Source organism: Cyclonatronum sp. (assembly GCF_022565315.1).
Lineage (GTDB): Bacteria > Bacteroidota > Rhodothermia > Balneolales > Cyclonatronaceae > Cyclonatronum.
Genome location: NZ_JAIUMX010000001.1, coordinates 122,439 through 141,223 on the forward strand (window position 1 = coordinate 122,439; position 18,785 = coordinate 141,223).

At 54.7% G+C, this 18,785-nt stretch carries 18 protein-coding genes; 7 read left to right on the top strand and 11 right to left on the bottom strand.

What is annotated here, in order from left to right:
• Positions 1 to 12 precede the first annotated feature (12 nt).
• The 6 genes from LAT75_RS00525 (at position 13) to hypF (ending at position 5,972) form a co-directional block, all read left to right on the top strand.
• Positions 13 to 1,473 (top strand): Ni/Fe hydrogenase subunit alpha, encoded by a 1,461-nt coding sequence (locus LAT75_RS00525; RefSeq protein ID WP_291480652.1) that lies wholly within the window; start codon positions 13 to 15, stop codon positions 1,471 to 1,473.
• A 6-nt stretch (positions 1,474 to 1,479) separates the two neighbouring features.
• Positions 1,480 to 1,965, top strand: coding sequence for a hydrogenase maturation protease (locus LAT75_RS00530; protein ID WP_291480653.1), 486 nt, complete (start codon positions 1,480 to 1,482; stop codon positions 1,963 to 1,965).
• A gap of 3 nt (positions 1,966 to 1,968) precedes the next feature.
• A complete protein-coding gene (locus LAT75_RS00535; protein ID WP_291480654.1) occupies positions 1,969 to 2,196 on the top strand; it encodes a hypothetical protein in 228 nt (75 codons plus the stop codon).
• Complete coding sequence (locus tag LAT75_RS00540; RefSeq protein ID WP_291480655.1) at positions 2,189 to 2,623, top strand: hydrogenase maturation nickel metallochaperone HypA; 435 nt, start codon at positions 2,189 to 2,191, stop codon at positions 2,621 to 2,623. Before LAT75_RS00535 ends, LAT75_RS00540 begins: the two co-directional genes overlap by 8 nt.
• Positions 2,624 to 2,635: 12 nt before the next feature.
• Positions 2,636 to 3,535 (top strand): hydrogenase nickel incorporation protein HypB, encoded by a 900-nt coding sequence (gene hypB / locus LAT75_RS00545; RefSeq protein ID WP_291480656.1) that lies wholly within the window; start codon positions 2,636 to 2,638, stop codon positions 3,533 to 3,535.
• 67 nt (positions 3,536 to 3,602) lie between these two features.
• On the top strand, positions 3,603 to 5,972 hold the full coding sequence (hypF, locus tag LAT75_RS00550; RefSeq protein ID WP_291480657.1) for a carbamoyltransferase HypF: 2,370 nt from the start codon (positions 3,603 to 3,605) through the stop codon (positions 5,970 to 5,972).
• 165 nt (positions 5,973 to 6,137) lie between these two features.
• Here the strand turns inward: hypF and tyrS are convergent, their stop codons facing one another.
• From tyrS to LAT75_RS00605, 11 genes are all read right to left on the bottom strand, one after another.
• A complete protein-coding gene (gene tyrS, locus LAT75_RS00555) occupies positions 6,138 to 7,349 on the bottom strand; it encodes a tyrosine--tRNA ligase (RefSeq protein ID WP_291480658.1) in 1,212 nt (403 codons plus the stop codon).
• 92 nt (positions 7,350 to 7,441) lie between these two features.
• A complete protein-coding gene (locus LAT75_RS00560; protein WP_291480659.1) occupies positions 7,442 to 7,981 on the bottom strand; it encodes a CvpA family protein in 540 nt (179 codons plus the stop codon).
• 8 nt (positions 7,982 to 7,989) lie between these two features.
• Positions 7,990 to 8,451 (bottom strand): GatB/YqeY domain-containing protein, encoded by a 462-nt coding sequence (locus tag LAT75_RS00565; RefSeq protein ID WP_291480660.1) that lies wholly within the window; start codon positions 8,449 to 8,451, stop codon positions 7,990 to 7,992.
• 46 nt (positions 8,452 to 8,497) lie between these two features.
• On the bottom strand, positions 8,498 to 9,307 hold the full coding sequence (gene dapB, locus LAT75_RS00570) for a 4-hydroxy-tetrahydrodipicolinate reductase (RefSeq protein WP_291480661.1): 810 nt from the start codon (positions 9,305 to 9,307) through the stop codon (positions 8,498 to 8,500).
• The gene (gene lysC, locus LAT75_RS00575; protein ID WP_291480662.1) at positions 9,304 to 10,686 is read right to left on the bottom strand and encodes a lysine-sensitive aspartokinase 3; all 1,383 of its coding nucleotides are present in this window, start codon (positions 10,684 to 10,686) and stop codon (positions 9,304 to 9,306) included. Before lysC ends, dapB begins: the two co-directional genes overlap by 4 nt.
• 23 nt (positions 10,687 to 10,709) lie before the next feature.
• Positions 10,710 to 11,912 (bottom strand): amidohydrolase, encoded by a 1,203-nt coding sequence (locus tag LAT75_RS00580; protein WP_291480663.1) that lies wholly within the window; start codon positions 11,910 to 11,912, stop codon positions 10,710 to 10,712.
• A 309-nt stretch (positions 11,913 to 12,221) separates the two neighbouring features.
• Positions 12,222 to 12,566 carry an iron-sulfur cluster assembly accessory protein gene (locus LAT75_RS00585; protein WP_291480664.1) on the bottom strand — a complete coding sequence of 115 codons (345 nt, stop codon included), beginning with the start codon at positions 12,564 to 12,566 and terminating at the stop codon, positions 12,222 to 12,224.
• Positions 12,567 to 12,709: 143 nt separating this feature from the next.
• Positions 12,710 to 13,381 carry an ATP-binding protein gene (locus LAT75_RS00590; protein WP_291480665.1) on the bottom strand — a complete coding sequence of 224 codons (672 nt, stop codon included), beginning with the start codon at positions 13,379 to 13,381 and terminating at the stop codon, positions 12,710 to 12,712.
• A gap of 195 nt (positions 13,382 to 13,576) precedes the next feature.
• Positions 13,577 to 14,614: an NAD(P)H-dependent glycerol-3-phosphate dehydrogenase gene (locus LAT75_RS00595; protein WP_291480666.1), complete on the bottom strand. Its 1,038-nt coding sequence runs from the start codon at positions 14,612 to 14,614 to the stop codon at positions 13,577 to 13,579.
• An 18-nt stretch (positions 14,615 to 14,632) separates the two neighbouring features.
• Positions 14,633 to 15,316: a glycerol-3-phosphate 1-O-acyltransferase PlsY gene (gene plsY / locus LAT75_RS00600; RefSeq protein ID WP_291480667.1), complete on the bottom strand. Its 684-nt coding sequence runs from the start codon at positions 15,314 to 15,316 to the stop codon at positions 14,633 to 14,635.
• 572 nt (positions 15,317 to 15,888) lie between these two features.
• A complete protein-coding gene (locus LAT75_RS00605; protein WP_291480668.1) occupies positions 15,889 to 17,262 on the bottom strand; it encodes a TIGR00366 family protein in 1,374 nt (457 codons plus the stop codon).
• A 268-nt stretch (positions 17,263 to 17,530) separates the two neighbouring features.
• Here LAT75_RS00605 and LAT75_RS00610 point away from each other — a divergent pair.
• On the top strand, positions 17,531 to 18,785 hold a 1,255-nt coding region (locus LAT75_RS00610), incomplete at its 3' end, for a hypothetical protein (protein ID WP_291480669.1).

An 18,785-nucleotide genomic window follows, 5' to 3' on the forward strand; every position in this document is an offset into this window, starting at 1 on the left:
GGAGAAAGCTCTATGAGCCGAACCATCACTATCGATCCCGTAACCCGCGTTGAAGGTCATGGCCGGGTAACCATTCACCTGGATGAGCACGGAAACGTAGCGGAAAGCTTCTTCCACATCGTGGAGTTTCGCGGCTTTGAGCGCTTCATTCAGGGAACGCCGTACTGGCAGGTACCCAACCTGGTACAGCGCCTTTGCGGAATCTGCCCGGTAAGCCATCATCTCGCTGCCTCCAAAGCGGTAGATCAGCTGGTTGGTATTGATCCGGCTGAGCTGCCCCCGGCGGCTTTCAAACTGCGAAAACTCCTGCACTATGCACAGATGTTTCAGTCGCACGCCCTGCACTTTTTTTATCTGGCATCTCCCGATCTGCTTTTCGGGCTTGATGCCCCGGTCGAAAAGCGCAATGTTGTAGCCGTAGCGGTCGCAAACCGGGAACTTGCACTGAAAGGCATAACCATGCGTAAATACGGTCAGGAACTGATAAAGGCGCTGGCGGGCAAAAAAATACACGGCACCCTTGCAGTTCCGGGCGGCGTGTACAAAACGTTCACCAAAGAAGCGCGGCAGCTTTTTCTGGAAGGAGATGGTAACGGCCTGCCCGGTATTGAAACCATGATTGCCTGGTCGAAGCAGATGACGGAGTTTATGCTGGGATACCATCAGCAAAACCGCGCTTTTCTGGATGATTTTGCAAACTTCCCGTCCGGCCATTTGGGCATGGTTTCACCCGAGGGCGCACTCGAGCTGTACGACGGGCTGCTGCGTGCCAAAGACGCACAGGGTCGGGTTACCCTCAACGACGTACCCGCCGATGATTACGCGCAGTATTTTTCCGAAGCAGTTGAGCGCTGGTCCTACATGAAATTCCCCTACCTGAAAGCGCTGGGCCGGAAGCAGGGCTGGAACCGGGTCGGGCCGCTTGCCCGGCTAAATGTTTGTGATTACATCCCAAGTCCGCTCGCTGAAGCAGCCCGGCAAACGTTTTTCGCTTTTTCAGAGCAGGCACCCTGCAACCGCAGTATGTACACCCACTGGGCCCGCCTCATTGAAACCCTGCATGCTGCTGAAGTGATGCGGGAGCTTTTGCACGATCCACAAATCCTTGAAGAGAACAACCTTGTACGCACCGGCTCACCAAGGCGCAAAGGCATCGGCATCATAGAAGCACCGCGGGGCACCCTAACCCACGATTACGAAATTGATGAGGGCGGCCTCATTACCCGCTGTAACCTGATTGTATCGACCACACACAACAACGATGCCATGAACCGGGCTGTGCGGGAAGTAGCCGGTAAAACAATCAGCGGAAAGGGCGAAATCACCGACGGCATGCTCAATGCCGTAGAAGTTGCCATTCGCGCCTATGATCCCTGCCTGAGCTGTGCCACTCAGGCTATGGGAAAAATGCCTCTCAGGGCCGAGCTGTACAGCGCTGGCGGAGAGCTGCTGCAAACGGTCGAAAAAAATTAGGGCGATATGAAACGAACCCTGCTCATAGGAATCGGCAACGCAAGCCGGGGCGACGACGGCCTGGGGTGGCGGGTTTTGGATGAAATTCAGCCTGCACTGCCGCCGGAGGTTGAAACCGGCCACCGTTTTCAGTTACAGGTAGAAGATGCCGCTCTCATAGCCGGATTCAACGAAGTTATTTTTGCCGATGCTACCGAAACGCAGCTGCCAAACGGTGCACGCCTTTCAGCTTGTGAGCCTGCCGAAACTTACTTTTTTTCCTCCCATCTGCAAAGTCCGGAAGCCGTGCTTTACCTTTGCGAAACACTTTACGGACAGCGGCCGAAAGCTTACGTACTTGCCATAACAGGGCGGCAGTGGGCGCTCGGCTCCGGCCTCAGCGAAGAGGGGGAAAAAAATCTAAAGTCAGCGCTCCGGCTTCTGCGCGCGCATTTTGGTATCAAAAACAAAGCCGTTTCACGCCTCCCAAAACCATCATCTGTAAATCCCTGAACTATGAAATCCTTCTTCATTTACGTTTTTACATGCTTCACAAGCCTGTTTTTATTGCACAGCAAAGCTTTGGCCCATCCCGGTCACGGGGATACTGAAGGGCATTCGCTTATGCACTACCTCACCGAACCCATGCACGCCATTGTACTGCTCTCTGTTGTGCTGATGGTCGGCCTTTCCTTCGGTTGGATGATGGCGAAACGCCGCAAAAAGGAAGCAGCCCGTGCATGAATTTTCCATCGTACTGAATATTGTGGAAATTGCCGAAAAGGAAGCCCGGATAGCAGGTGCGCATCGTATATCAGCCATCAGTCTGGAAATCGGCCGGCTCAGTTCGATTGAGCCCGCTGCTTTCCGCTTCGCCTGGAAACAGGCTGTTCGCGGCAGCATGCTCGAACACGCCCGCTGTACTATCCGCTACCTGCCCGGCGAAGCAGCATGTACCGGCTGCGGCCTTGTATTCGAAATAAAGCAGCTGTACGAGCCCTGCCCCGGCTGCGGCCTGTTTGGCCCTGAAATACGGCAGGGACAGTCTCTGCGGGTATGCAGCCTTCGGCTCGAAGATGAGCCTGCCTTCAGCCTGCATCCCAATGAAGCTGCAGCTGAACCGCTCCCACAGCCCGTGGCGGCTTCAAAGCCATCACCCAAAAAATTTTAAGCCCCTAATTTTATGTGCATCACCTGCGGGTGCGGCGCCCCTGAAAGCCGCACAAACCTCCATCATCACAGCCACACTCATGGCCATGACCATGACCATGCCCCCGATCACGGACATGCGCACGCGCACGGGCACAGTCACGGAATCACAGGCGTAGCCGGGTCGGGCCATAGCGGCCAGCATGATGATCATCTTGATCATCATGATAACCAACATCATCACACTCATGAAACCGTTCAGGACACCGGCGGGAGGCTGCTTCAGCTTGAGCGGGATGTTCTTTACGAAAACAAACTACTCGCTGAGCGCAACCGGGGCTATTGTGATGCAAAAGGCATCCTGGCCCTGAACCTCGTAAGCTCGCCGGGCTCGGGGAAAACACAGCTGCTCGAAAGAACCCTTACCGACCTGAAAGGTGAGCTCAATTTTGCAGTAATTGAAGGAGATCAGCACACAAGCAACGACGCCGACCGAATTCGTGCTACAGGCACCCCCGCCGTTCAGATCAACACAGGCAAGGGATGCCACCTCGATGCCCACATGGTACTGCACGCCCTTCAGGAACTGAAGCCTGCCGAAAACAGCGTTTTGTTCATCGAAAATGTCGGGAACCTGGTTTGTCCGGCCATGTTTGATTTAGGTGAAGAGGTTCGTGTCGTTATCATGAGCGTAACCGAAGGAGACGACAAGCCTGTGAAATACCCTGATATGTTTCACAGCTCGGCTGTGTGCGTCATTAACAAAACCGATCTGCTACCTTACGTACCCTTCGATCTGGAAAAAGCAAAAGCGAACGCCCGCAAAGTAAATCCAAAGCTGATCTTCTTCGAGCTTAGCTGCACATCCGGCGAAGGGCTGGACAGCTGGTACAGCTGGCTTTGCAGCAAAATGCAGCAAAAAAAGGACAACTAAGTTTTTTTATCAGGTGATGCGGATCCCGCCCGGGAATACATCCCCCTAAAAAAACACGAAGAAGCACATGGAAGCTCATCGTTTGTTAATTGAAGGCATCGTTCAGGGAGTCGGGTTCAGGCCTTATGTGCTGCGTGAAGCCCGGCTTCGGCAGCTGAAGGGATGGGTGCGCAACAGCAGCAAAGGGCTGGAAATTTTGATATACGGAACGCGCGAGGAAGCGGAAACCTTCCTGAATCTGCTGCTCACGCACCCCCCGGAGCACGCACTGATTACCGGCTCCCGGCATAAAACTGTGCAGGAGCAGGGCGAAGCTAAGGAAGAGCCGGAACATCCGAATACTTTCCGCATCCTTGAAAGCCCTGAAAATGATCATCAAGATGAAACTTCAGCCGGGGCATTGCTACCGCCCGACAGAGCCATTTGTGACCGCTGCAGGCAGGAGCTTCGGCAGGCCGGTAACCGCCGAAACGGCTATGCTTTCACAACCTGCCTGAACTGCGGCCCCCGATACTCGGTCATCACCGGCCTGCCCTACGACCGGGCCCGTACAACCATGGCAGAGCTGCCGATGTGCGAAAGCTGCCGCCTTGAATATGAGGGCAGCTGCGGAGCGGTACCAAAGGAAGGCCCTCTGCCTGCAAGACAGCACAGCCAGACCAACTCCTGCCCGGTTTGTGCCATACCCATGCGGCTTTACGCAGCTTCAGCTCAGCTGCTTACCGAAGATCCTGCCCGGTGCCTTGATCTGACAGCCAATGCCCTCGAAGCAGGAAGTACAGTCGCTGTAAAGGGCGTAGGCGGCTATCTGCTGCTCGCAGATGCCTGCGCAGCGAATGCCGTAAAGCAACTGCGGAAACAAAAAAATCGCCCGGCCAAACCCTTCGCTCTCATGTACCCCGACATAGAAACCGTGCAGGGAGATGCCGAACTGAGCGAAACCGAAAGAAAAGCTCTTGAAAGCACGCAGGCACCGATTGTGCTGTGCAGGCTCAGAGATAAGCCGGCATCAGGACTTTGCTCAGCAGAAGTTGCTCCCGGGCTGAACCGCATCGGTATCATGCTTCCTTATGCACCACTGCTCCGGATTTTGCTACAGCGGCTGGCGCGCCCGCTTATAGCCACAAGTGCCAACCTGAGCGGCTCGCCGATAATTTATCGTGACCGCGACGCCTTAGCACAGTGCGGGCGCTTCGCCTGCCTTACCCTCACTTTTGAGCGTGATATTATGGTGCCGCAGGATGACAGCGTAATCCAATTTGACACACACGGCCGGCGTATTCTGCTGAGACGAAGCCGGGGCCTGGCACCGAATCATCACCCCAACCCGTTCAGCAAACTGCCTGTGCCTGTTTTTGCCGCAGGCGCTGATCTCAAGAATGCCTTCGCCCTGGCTGACTCCCAAAAAATACTGGTGAGTCAGTACCTCGGCAACCTTGCTTCCTACGAATCGCTGGAAAACTGGCATCACGTGAGGCAGCATCTTTTCGGGCTGTATCGCTTTTGCCCGGAAGTAGTGCTGCACGATGCGCATCCTGCCTGTCACAGCAGCGGGCTTGCTCAAAAACTGGCCGCCGAAACCGGCGCAGCGTGTGTATCCATCGGGCATCACGAGTCGCATTTTGCAGCCCTGCTGGCCGAGCATGAGCTGCACCAAAGCGGGCAGGAAGTACTTGGATTTATCTGGGACGGCACCGGCTACGGAGGCGACGGGCAGATTTGGGGCGGCGAAGTGATGCGGTACTGTGCTCAGGGTATTCGCAGGGAGGTGCACCTTAAATACTTTCCGGTACTCGCCGGCGACCGCATGAGCCTGGAACCGCGCCTTAGTGCACTTTCACTGCTGCACAGCTGCGGCTTCGCAGCGGATCGACGGGAAAAGCTGCTGGCCGGCTTTTTCACTGAGCAGGAATGGGGTTATTACAACAAAGCTGCATTGACAGGAGCGAACGGGCTTCAAACATCCTCTATGGGCAGACTTATTGATGCCGTGAGTGCGCTGCTGGGCCTCACCATGCGGAACAACTATGAAGCCGAAGCTGCAATGCGGCTTGAAACCCTTGCTTCGGTTCATGCCCGGTCTGATACGGCAGCGTACCCGCTTCAGCTTAGCCCCTGCGGCACACAAATTGATCCGCGCCTGATGCTTACTGCAATTTGCGACGAACTCAGCTACGGTGAATCACGGGGAAGGATTGCGATCCGCTTTTTCCGGACTCTGGCCGGACTTGTTTTTCAGCTTTCGAGAAAGCTGGGCGTATTTACGCTTGGCTTCAGCGGAGGCGTTTTCCAGAATGCGCTGCTTTGCGGAATGATCAGGCAAACGGCCGGCCCTGAGCACAGGCTGCTCTTCCATAATCAGCTAAGTCCGAACGACGAAAACTGCGGTTTCGGTCAGATTGCAGCCTGGCAGATCCGTCAGCTGAAACAAGCCTGAACCTTGAGCACTGAACAACACAGCACAAAATACTTTGGCCTAAACCACTGCGGAGTATTTACCGCTTCTAAACTCAAACCACAAACAAAAAACCCGGCTGACAAATATCAGACGGGGTTTTTCAGGTTTTGCAATCCGAATAAAATTCAGCTGTACGAAAAGAAATCAGGCCAACAGCCGGCCGAACTTACGCTTGCCCACTTTCAGAACGAGCTCCGTGCCGGTCTTAAAAGTTACCTCCGCATTTACGTCCTCAATGGTTTCACCGTTCAGTGAAACACCTCCTTGCTGTATGAGGCGGCGGGCTTCGCCGTTGCTTGGCGCAAAGTTTACTTCTTTGATGATGTGCACCATCTTGTGCGTACTGCCTGCTTCAAATCGGAATTCCGGCATCTCGTCCGGGATTTCTTTGTTGATGATGGTCTTCTCGAAATGCTCCCGGGCAGCATCAGCGGCGGATTCATCGTAGTACATGCGGGTGATGGTCCAGGCGAGTTCGTGCTTGCTGTTGCGCGGATCGGTTTCGGCTTTTTGTTTAAGCGCCGGCAGCTCCTGAACGGGCACATCGGTGAGCAGCTCGAAGTAGGTGTAAATCAGCTCATCCGGCACCCGCAGCATTTTGCCGTACATATCGTTTGGCGCATCATTGAGGCCGATGTAGTTGTCGTAGCTTTTCGACATTTTCTGCGAGCCGTCGGTACCCACAAGCAGCGGCATCATCAGGCACACCTGCTGCTCCAGGCCCGCTTCCTTCTGCAGGTGACGCCCGACCAGCAGGTTAAACTTCTGATCAATGCCGCCCAGCTCTACATCTGACTTCAGGTGGACAGAATCCTGCCCCTGTGCCAGCGGATACAAAAACTCATGAAGCGCTATCGGATCTTCATTTTTAAACCTTTTGGTGAAATCATCCCGCTCAATCATGCGGGCGAGGGTGTAACTTGATGCGAGCTTGATCACATCCTCAAAACTCATTTTACCGAGCCAGTCGGAGTTGTACACGATTTCGGTTTTATCCGGATCCAGAATTTTGGCAGCCTGCTCAAAATAGGTCTGTCCGTTAGCGCGCACGTCCTCTACAGTAAGTGCGGGGCGCGTCTTGTTCTGCCCCGTAGGATCGCCGATCATACCGGTGAAGTCTCCGATAATGAGAATGGCGTGATGCCCCAGATCCTGAAACTGCCGCAGTTTGCGCAGAATTACGGAATGGCCCAGGTGCAGGTCAGGGCGGGTGGGGTCGCAGCCCAGCTTAATCCGCAGCGGTTTTCCCGAATCAAGAGAGCGCTGCAGCTTGTTTTTCAGCTCGTCCTCAGGGATGATTTCAGTCGTACCCCGACGTATGATTTCAAGCTGTCCACCAACTGGTAAAAAATTCATATCAAGATTTAAGGTGTTAGATAATTGAAAGGTTGTGATGGGGGAGAGGAAGTACATTAACCCGCATCACCAAAAAAAAATAAGGTTCGGTATTACTCCGGCTGAAGACGCCTGAGCGCATCCTCAACAGATTCCGCAAAGCTATCCGTATTCGGGTAAAAATACGCCAGCACATCATAAGCCATGGGCGCAACCCGAACAATAATAGGATAGAGCGCAGATTCTTCGCGGGCCTGCTCGGACGGCTGTTCAAAGGCGAGCAGCAAAATAAAAAGGAGACTCAGGAATAAACCACTTTTAAACAGGCCGAACAGCATGCCCAAAAGTTTATTCGGAACGGAAAGCAGCGCAGCCTTCAGCACGCCTTCAAGGATGCGGATGAGCAGCTGCATAGCGGCAAAAACAAGGCCGAATATAAACACAAAAGCCAGCACCGAAAGCCAGACCTCCTCGGTGTTCACGTAAGGCTGCAGCCAGAGGCGCACCTCCGTCATGTAGCGAAATCCCAGAAACAGAGCCAGCAGCACGCCGCCCAGACCGAGCACTTCGCGGAGCAGTCCGTTGCGGAAGCCGGTAAATCCGGCTACCGCAAGCGGCACCAGAATCAGGAAATCGATGAAGGTAAGCGCCATGCCTTACCTCAGGCGCCGAGCCGTTCTCTTACAACCGTGTTCACCAGCTTGCCGTCGGCCTTGCCCTTAACTTTGGGCATCAGCTGCCCCATCACCTTGCCCATATCCTTCACAGAGGCGGCGCCGGTTTGGGCAATGACCTCATCTACAATAGCCTCAACTTCTTCTTTGCTGAGCTGTTTGGGAAGGTAGGTTTCGATAATGGCGAGCTCCTGCTCTTCAATTTCGGCGAGGTCTTCGCGGCCGGCATTGCGGTATTGATCCAGGGAGTCCCGGCGCTGTTTGGCGGCCTTGGTGATAACTTCAATCACGAGTTCGTCGGTTATTTCGCTGCGCGCTCCGCCGGTACGGTTGGTGATTTCCTTCTCGAGCACGCCCGACTTCAGGGAGCGAAGCACCAGCGTGCGGCGCTCTTCCCGCGCTTTCATGGATTCTTTCAGATCTGCGAGCAGAGTGTCGTAAAGTGCCATAATAAATTAATTTACTGTTTAGTGAAAGATTTATTTTTTAATACAATTATCCGATTTTTTGCTGACTGCCGCCCAAGATTTCCTCAACTACATCCTCAATGAGGAAGAACCCCGGCTGCTGCTGATCGGCCAGCCAGGCGGCGGCCCGCAGCGCACCGGCGGCGAAGCCGTCCCGGTTGCGGGCCCGGTGTGTGAGTTCGATATCGTCCCACTCAGAATTGATGCGCAGGCTGTGTTCGCCGAAAATCCCGCCCAGCCGCTGTGCACTCACCCGAAGTTTGGCGGTATCTGCCAGTCCCCGCTCCGGAGTGCCGTAGCTGTGAGCAGCCGTGGAGCGGCCGGCACCGCTCAGGTACTGCTGCGCCAGGGTGATGGCGGTACCGCTTGGGGCATCTGCCTTGCCGGTATGGTGCACTTCATGCAGGGCGGCATCGAAACCCGGCGCATTGCCGAGCAGACGGCCCGCCTCACGGGCAAGCTTCATAAACAGCTGTACGCCCAGGCTGAAATTAGAGCCGTACAAAAGGCGGCCATCAAACTGCAAAACAAGCGCTTCGATTTCGGCTTTGTTACTTTCGGTAAGCCAGCCCGTTGTGCCCACAACAATCGGCACACCCAGCTCAAGCGTACGGCGGATGTGCGTTACCGCTGTTGCGGGGTGCGTGAAATCAATCGCAACTTCTGCCCCGGCAAAATTCTCCGCCGTGATGCCCGCTCCGCGCGCGTTGTTCGCTTCACCCAACTGAAGCACGGTTTCAAAACCATGCGATGGCGCAAGTTCGCTCAGGCGCGTGCCCATGCGGCCGTCGCCGATGAGGGCAAGTTTGCGGGCAGGAGGTAGCGGTGCGGCACTCATGCGTTCACCGGGCTTGGCAGGTTCGGGAAAAAGGTATCGTGCAGGGCAAGCACGGCTTCAACGGCGTGCTCGTTCTCAACCACAACGGAAAGGTTGATGTCGGAGCTTCCCTGCGAGATCATCCGGATGGGAAACTCAGCCAGCGCATCAAAGGCTTTCGCGGCTACGCCTTTGCTCTGCATCATGTTTTTACCAACCAGTGAAATCAGGGCCTGATTGTGGTAGATCTTGACGCTTGCGATATCTTCCAGCTCTTTCTGCACCGCATCAAGGCGCGTCTTTTTATCGACAGTCATGCTGATGGAAACTTCACTCGTTGAAACCAGATCTACAGAAACCTGATGCTTTTCAAAGATAGCAAAAACCTTCGCAAGGAAGCCCCAGGCCAGCAGCATGCGCGATGAAATGACGGTAATCACGGTGATATCCTTCTTAAAGGCAATGGCGCGTACCGGCGAGTCGGCATCGGCATCCGAGAAAATCCGGGTACCGGGGTGCTCCGGCTCGAAGGTGTTTTTCACATAAACGGGGATGTTTTTCTCGACCGCCGGCTGTATGGTTGCCGGATGCAGCACTTTGGCGCCGAAGTACGCAAGCTCGGCCGCTTCACTGAAGCTTAGCTCCTTGATGGAAAATGCCCGGGGCACAAAGCGCGGGTCGCTGGTGTACATGCCGCTTACGTCTGTCCAGATTTCGATGGCGGAAGCGCCCAGAGCCAGCCCGATGAGGCTCGCGGAGTAGTCGGAACCCCCGCGCCCGAGCGTAGTGATGGTACCGGAAGCATCAGAGCCGTAGAAGCCGCCCATAATCGGGTAGCGGCCGTTGGCAGAATGATGGGCTACCCGTCGGGCACGCTCAAAGAGGGCATCCATGTCAGGTGCGGCCTTGCCGTACTCGGAGCTGGTTTTCATCACCTCGGCAGCATCGATCCAGACCGCAGGTATGCCGATTGCCTTGGCGCATTCGGCAAGCAGAAACGAACTGAGCCGCTCCCCGATACTTGAAACGGCGTCGAGGGATTTTGGGCTGAGCTCACCGAGGGTGTGAATGCCCAAAAGGTAGTTATCGAGCAGACTGATGAGGGCAGCGATATGCTGCTCACAGGTTTGCGAACCGCTGCGGTCGGTAACTTCAGGGAGCGCGAAGAAGCTGCTGATCAGCTTGCGGTGCTTATCGCCGATCTCGGCTGAGATCCGCTGCGCTTCTTTGAGCGAGCCGGTTCTGGCGGTCTCAGCGGCAAGAATAAGGCTGTTGGTTGTTCCGGATGTGGCGGATACTACCGTAATGGTACCGGCACCCGTGGCACCGGCAATATCGAGTACGCGTTTCCATGCCTGCGCATCGGCCATGGAGGTGCCGCCGAATTTTAATACTTTCACGGCTTTCTGATGGTATGAGTCGTTTAAATGTTAAGGTCAGTCTGCGAGTGCTTAATCAGCAAATCGGCCATGTAAATTGCTGTCGGGGCAAGAATACTTTCATCAATGTCAAACAGCGAACTGTGCAGCGGGTGTGCGGTTGCAGGACCGTTGCAGGTACCCACGCGGATAAACAGGGCCGGTCGCTCGCTGCTGTAAAACGCAAAATCTTCTGCGCCCATGCTTTGCGGGCGGCTTTCGATATTATCAGGCCCGAGGGTTTCGGCCACATGATTTTTTGCAAAGGCATACAGCGCGGGATGGTTAACTACGGCCGGAGCACCCAGGCCAAAATCGTAGCTGATTTTGACGCCGTACAGTTCGGCCAGGCTGTCGGCAAGGCGGCTGAGGTAGCCTTTGATGTAGTCGCGCTTGTCTTCAGCTACCGTGCGAACCGTGCCGCCCACATACACATGGCGCGGGATCACATTCAGGGCGTTTCCGGCATTGAACTTGCAGACCGATACAACGGTGGGCTCCAGCGCATTAATCATGCGGCCGGCAAACTGATAGATGTTCTGCACAAGCTGATGCCCCACCCACATAGCATCGGGGGAGCGGTGCGGGCGTGCGGAATGGTTGGTTGAGCCGCCGTCTATCTCGAACTGAAAGGCATCAAAAGCGGCGGTCTCGGCGCCGGGACGCAGGCTTATTTTGCCGCTTGCTGTATTCGGATCGCAATGCATGCCGTACACCGCGTCGATGCCTTCGAGCACGCCGTCACGGATCATATCGGGGGAGCCGGAGGGCTGCTGCTCCTCGGCAGGCTGCCAGAAAACACGGATGGTGCCGTTTATTTCATCCCGGCGGGTGAGCAGCTGCTTCACAAGGCCGAAGGCAATGGTAGTGTGCACGTCGTGGCCGCACATATGTGCGATGCCTTTGCGCTTGGAAGCATAGGGCACGTCTTTTTCGTCTTCGATGGGCAGGGCGTCCATATCGGCACGCCATGCGATACCGGGGCCGGGCCTGCCGGAACTGATATCGGTGTAGAAACCTGTCTGGGCCAGGCCGGTTACGACCTCAAGGCCCATCGCCCGCAGTTTTTCAATCACCAGGCGCGAGGTTTCATACTCGCCCCAGCTCAGCTCCGGGTTCTGATGCAGATGGCGGCGCATCCAAAGCAGCTGATACTGCAGCGCCTGCTCGTTAATTTCAGGTTTAAGGTCTGTGTTTGTAGTGCTCACGAAATGTACACCGGTTTGACAAACGGCTGTTCGGCCGTGTTTAAATCTCTGTTGATCTTCCCTCAGTAAATGCTTTCCTATTGAACACGGGAATAATTCTGAATTAGCCTTAAATATACGGATTTTTCAGGCTTAAACCGGATGGCACCCTGAAGCCGCAAGGGCGGCACCTAAGCTGCCTGATTACTTTCCCCGGTAACTCGCTCAGCAGCTGCGGCAGGCCCGAAAGCACATCCCCCAAAAAAAATCACCTGCAGCCGGTTAACGGAGCAGGTGATTAATTTAAAACAGGGCGTGTTCGGCTCAGGCTCAGGCACTGAACGATGATCCGCAGCCGCAGGTGCTGCTTGCCTGCGGGTTCTCGAAGATGAAGCCTCTGGAATCGAGGCCGTCTTTAAAATCGAGAACGGTGCCGTACAGGTACAGCGCCTGCCGCTTATCGACCACAACGGGGATATCATGGATGGTTGAAATGGTATCCATCTCGCCGGCTTCATCAAAATCAATAATGTAGCTCAAGCCCGAACAGCCGCCGCCTTTCACGCCAACCCTGAGGTAAGGCTTGTCCTGGTTTTCACCCTCGCTCATCAGTTTGCGGATCTGACGCGCAGCGCGTTCGGTAATTTCAATAACTTCTTTTTCAGTAGTGTTCATGTCAGCAGAATAGTAGCTTGAATGTTTCAGTATCAATAATATGAAGTGCAGGTGTCGCTTATTACATCATCACCCTAAACACCCGTAAGTTACCAAAAACAACAGAAGGGGCAAAAGCGTGCGATCCCGCCCGTGAATGAGATTCAAAATGTTTTGTTGGACAGGGTAAAGAACTCCTGATCGTCTTTTGAAAAAAGGTTCAGCACCCCGATGCTCACAAGATTAATCAGAATACGGGATGATTTGTATTTACTTCGGTTGATGAGCTTTGCGTATTCGTTTACCGTAATTTTCTGATACTCGTTAAGGTAGCGAAATAAGCGCTGCTCATTCTCACCATATTCAAAGGTGATGCCGGTATCCCGGTTTTCGGTGCGGAGCAGGGCTGCCCGCTCTTTGCTCGCCTGCACGCTCTTGTCTTTCTGCCGGATGTACACGGCACTTTTGCCGTTGTGCTTCACATAAACCGGCTTTTTCTCTGCCTCTTCAACCTTCACAATTACGATTTCCCGCTGACCCATTTCAAGCAGCTCAATCTTGTAGTCAAGGGGCGGATCGCAAAGCACGGTGAGGGCTTCAATCAGCTGATATCCTTCTTCGTAGTAGCTGTCAACGCCGATGAGGGTCCGGTTGTCATCAACGCCTATAAGCAGCGTACCGCCTTTGGTATTGGCGAAGGCGCACACTTCGCGGGCAATTTTTTCGGGGGATGAAATGGTGCGCTTAAATTCCAGAAAGGTGCCTTCACCCGTCTTGATAAAACGTTTGAGGTCGCCAAGCGACATTGAGCTTGTGGCAGGCGGAATTTTAAACATGGCGAAATAAAAAGAGCGTAAATCTGAGATGTTAACAATGCTGCAGCAGTTTTTCAGCATTGTGATTTAGCTAACGAACTACACGATCCGCGCGTATATCGTTTCGGAAGAGCGGAATTAAGCTTTAAAAGTAGGGCTTTAGTGCCAAATCAGGAAAGCCCCCCGGCTTGTTATTTGGGGTGATCCGCACCGGGCCTAATACAAAATTTCTTCTTTTTGCTCGCGGGTCATGAGGCGGTACACGCCGTCACGCGGGTTAAGACCTTCAAAGAGCACGGCATGTACGGCTTCGGTTATGGGCATTTCAACGCCCAGTTTTTGGGCCCATCCGTACACGCTGCGGGTTGTTTTTACGCCCTCAGCCACCATGTTCATGTGGCTGATGATGTCGTCGAGCTTTTCGCCCTGCCCGATACGTTTGCCCACGGTGCGGTTGCGGCTGTGCCCGCTGGTGCAGGTAACCACGAGATCGCCCACGCCTGCAAGGCCCGCAAAGGTATCCTGTGAGGCCCCGAGACGCATGCCGAGGCGCTTCATTTCCTGCAGGCCCCGGGTTACCAGCGCTGCGATGGCGTTATCCCCGAAACCGGCGCCTTCGGCCACACCGGCGGCAATGGCCATGATATTTTTGATGGATCCGGAAACTTCCACCCCCAGAATATCCCGGTTGATGTACACCCGGAACATTGGGCTTGTGAACAGCTGCTGCACGGTTTTGGCCGTACTTGCTGAATAGCTCGCAGCTACAACCGCGGTCGGTTTGCGGGTGGCAACTTCTTCGGCATGGCTCGGCCCGTACAGGGTACTGATCTGATCTTCGGAAATAACACCGGCAAGCACCTCGCGCAGCACCTGTGTCATGGTGTAGTAGGTGTCGTTTTCGATGCCTTTCACCACGCTGATGACCAGCTGATGCGGCTCAAGCAGGCTTTTTACGCTGCTTGCCACGGTGCGGAGCACGTGCGAGGGCGTCGCAAAAAGCACAACCTGTGCACCGGCGAGGGCTTCGGCATAGTGAGCGCTTGCGGTGATGCTCTCAGGCAGGGGGCAGCCCTTCAGATAGCTTGGGTTGCTGTGGTGGCTGTTGATGCGGGAAGCCACTTCCGGCTCACGAGCCCACAGCTTAACGGTATGGCCGGAGTCAGCAAGTACCAGGGCAAGGGCTGTGCCCCAGCTGCCGGCACCAATAATCGTGACCCGCATTTTTGCGGATTCTTCTGGCTTTGATATCATAAAAATGGGTTGACCGCCTTATCCGGCCTGTTCTTCGTTGATGCGGCCTTTGGCCGGACTAAAAGAGCTGATGCGGTTTTCGTTACCATCCAGCAGCCGGCGAATGTTGCTGCGGTGTTTTATCACGATTGTGATGGCAAGCGCGGCCGTGATGACCATCAGACTGCCGTCGATGGCGTAATCAAACCCGTAGCGCAGCATCAGAAGGAAAATGGGATACATGATGGATGAGATAATGGAGGCTGCCGAAACATAGCGGCTGGTAAACAGCACCGTGATAAAAACCAGCAGCGCCAGGCTAATGGAAACCGGCTCGATTGCATACAACATACCGCAGGCCGTAAGCACCCCTTTGCCGCCCTTAAACTTAGCAAACAGGGAGTACATATGGCCGATTACGGCCATCAGACCCGCATAAATCATCACAAAAACTTCTGTTTCCCAGCCGGAGTAAACCGTCGGGATTGAGCCGCTTGCAATACCGGAGATATAAAACGCAGCAATGAAGCCCTTGCCGAAGTCAAGCAAACCGACCACTACGCCGGCTTTCCAGCCTAAAATCCGGAAGGTGTTGGTCGCACCGAGGTTGCCGCTTCCGTAATTCCGCAGGTCTATTTTTTTGTAGAGTTTGCCGGCCCACAAAGAGGACGGGATGGCGCCAATCAGATAGCTGAGCAGCCCGATAATGAGTAAGGTTCCCACGATATTCTCCTGTTTAGTCCCGACGGAGCAGGCCATTCAACCCTCTCCGCATCAAAGTAATGTGAATAATTCTTCCCGCATTTTCAGGGTATTGTAAAACAGTACCGGTTTGAAGCCCGGCCAAACCCTGATTCCTGAAACAGTCGCTGAAGCTTCTGTCTAAAATAGCAATTTATGCTGTCAATCCATTAAAAGCGGTTTTCGGATAGCGGTTACTTTGCCAAAAATGACCGCTTAACCAAAATGTTCAAGCTGAATTCAGCGCCACAGCCATTCCTGTTTCCGTTTTTTTTGGGGGGGGGACTCCGTGCACATCACTGTCAGTGTTGGTTGCTCCCCACACCCCAAATCGGTGTGGTGCGCCCAGCTTTTTTTGATGCAGGCGCTACCAAAACAAAACAGCACCAAAGCCCGGCGAGAACTTAACGTAATTTCAGCTTTACATGTCAGCCAGCTCATTCAGCTTGGGCCCGGACTTACAGGTATTGCTGCTTAGCAGCAGCAACAATGCTGCACGCTTACCCTGAAAAGCGGGGCGCTGCCGGACCCGGGCTTAGTTTCTTGCCTGCTGCTTAGGAATAACCAAAGATGATAGCCAACACGATCACAACGGCACCGGCTGCGAGCAGCTTGAGCAGCAGCGGGAAACAGAAGCGGAACCAGCGGTCGTAGGGCACACCGGCCATCCCCAGAATGCCCATCAGTACGGCGTTGGTGGGCACGAGCATGTTGGCAAAGCCATCGCCGAAAAGGAAGGCGAGCACGGCTACCTGCCGCGAAATCCCGAGGAGGTCGCTCAGTGGTGCCATCAACGGCATGGTTACAAAGGCCTGACCACTGCCCGAAGGCACAAACAAATTGAGCACGGTCTGCATCATCATCATCCCTACCCCGGCAATTTCGGGACCTACCGCGGAGAGCGGAATCGACAGGTAGTGCACGATGGTGTGCAGGATCTGCCCGTCTTCCATCATAAGCGCTATACCGCGGGCCACCCCGACCAGGAGGGCTGTTTCGGTGAGGTTCATGGCGCCCGACACAAATTCTTTGGCGGTCACGCTTGGACCGATGCGCCCGATAATTGCAGTCACAATCCCCAAAATCACAAATGCAGCGCCGAGTTCGGTGAGGTACCATCCGCGGGTTGCGATACCCCAAACGGCGGTGCCCAGGGCCGCAAAAAAGGAAACCAGGATGAGAATGTGGCTTAAGGTCAGATCCGGGTACGATTTTGGAGGTTTGCCGCCCTCCGGAATTTTAAGGCCCTTCATCAGGCTTGCATCGGGATTAAGCTGAACTTTTTTCGAATACGACCACACGTGATGCGCGCCAATTGCCACAAACGGAACAAGTATGCCCGCCCGCAGCTGCCAGCCGGAGTAGGTGGGCAGATCGGCCACGCCCTGCGCCACTACAACCGTGTACTGATTGAAGGCCGCTGTGCCGTAGCCGATGCCGTAGCCGGCAATCACGATGCCGACGGCCGTCATAGCGTCGAGGTTCATGGCCCGGCAAAGAGCCACGAGAATGAGCACAAAGGGGATGTACTCCCCGGAAGCCCCCATCGCACTCGAGGCAACCGCAAAAACGAAGATCACGGTAAAGATCAGCAGCTGTGGCTTATCCCCCAGGTTTTCGAGCAGCCGGCCAAGCAGGGCATCAACCGTGCCCGTCTTGCGGATGATGGCCAGAACACCGCCAATAATAAACAGAAAGAAAATGATGTCCTGCGCGGCGGCAAACGCCCGCGGGATACCGGTGAACAGGTTCATCGGGCTCAGGAAAACCCGCTCGCTCGTTTCGTAGGTGCCCGGCACTACGACCTGACGGCCCGCTTCATTCAGCTCGGTCTGAAACGAGCCCTGCGGGATAATCCAGGTTGCGGCGAGAGCAGCGACCATCAGGAAAAACAGCAGGGTGAGGGTATGCGGCATCCGGAAATTCATGGGCTCTGAGGCTTATTTCAGTAGATATTCAAAGGTGAACGACTATTTTGTGCTGCGCAAAATAGCTACCATCACCATACCGACCAAATCCGGCTGGTTTCCGAAGGCCGATTAAGCAGTGTGAAATCACCGGCCAGGGCGTCCTTAACGCTGTTATGGTAGCTATTCACCAAAATAATCAGCATTTTAAAGCGCGTGTTTTTTAATTTTTGAATAAAGATATTCCTTTTTGATTCCGACCTCATCTATCCTTTAATCCGAACACTTTATGTTTAAAATACCAAGCCTTTTGCTGCGCAAACTCTACACCTACGGCAGCCTTATGAATACCGAAAGCGGCTTTCGGTTTGAAGCTAAAAACCGCCTCAGCGATGCCAATGTGCTGGGCGTTTACGGCATTATGATTAACGGGCACGAGTACGAGGCCTCCAAAGTAACCGTAGAGCTGCAGGACGGCCGCCGCATGAACATCCGCGAAGTTACCGCAGAAAACAATATCGACCTGAAACTGCGCGATGCCGTCGTTTTTCACGTGGAGGGCGAGCCCCTTGAGAAAGGCAAGCACGAAATCCGCTTCAACTTCCTCACCGAGAAAGTCGGCAAGCTCAGCGTTAAAGTGGAAGATGCCCTCGGCGACGCTTCTGAAAAAAGAGTGCGCATCCCCATCGACAAGCAAAACGATTACAGTCCCGAGGCTATAAAGGCGCGGCAAAAATTTGTGGAAGAATACAGCAACACCAAGCTGCGGCACATCCCGCATTTCTCCATCGATCCGGAAACCACAAAAGGCAACTGTGAGGCCTTCACCGGGGTGGTTCAGGTTCCGCTGGGTTTCGCCGGCCCGATTCTCGTAAACGGCGAGCACGCCAAGGGCGAGTTCCTCGTGCCCCTCGCCACAACCGAAGGCACCCTTGTGGCTTCCTACAACCGCGGTATTAAAGCCGTGAACCTTTCCGGCGGGGTGAAGTGCACCGTTTCGGTTGACTGCATGCAGCGGGCCCCGGTGTTTATTTTTGAAGACGCGCGGCAGGCGCGCGACTTTGTGGACTGGATCAATCAGCCGGCCAACATGACGCGCATCCGCGAGGAATCTGAGGCTACCTCAAGCGTAGCCAAGCTGCTCTACATCGATTCGTACCTCTCCAACAAATTCGCCTACCTGCGCTTCAACTTTGCAACGGGCGATGCGGCAGGGCAGAACATGGTAGGCCGCGCAACCTTTGCCGCCTGCTCCTGGATTCTGGATGCTTACCCGGGCATTTCGCGCTTCTATCTCGAATCGAACTTTGCGACCGACAAAAAAGCCTCGCAGGTTAATGTGATGCGCACGCGCGGCAAGCGGGTAACCGCGGAGGCCGTCATCAAGCGGAACGTACTGATCGAAACACTCCGTGTTGAGCCCGAAAGCCTGTACTATCACAACGGCGTTTCCACCATCGGCGCCTTCATCAGCGGGGCGAACAACAACGGCGCGCATTCCCCGAATGCCATCACCGCCATGTTCATCGCGCTGGGTCAGGATG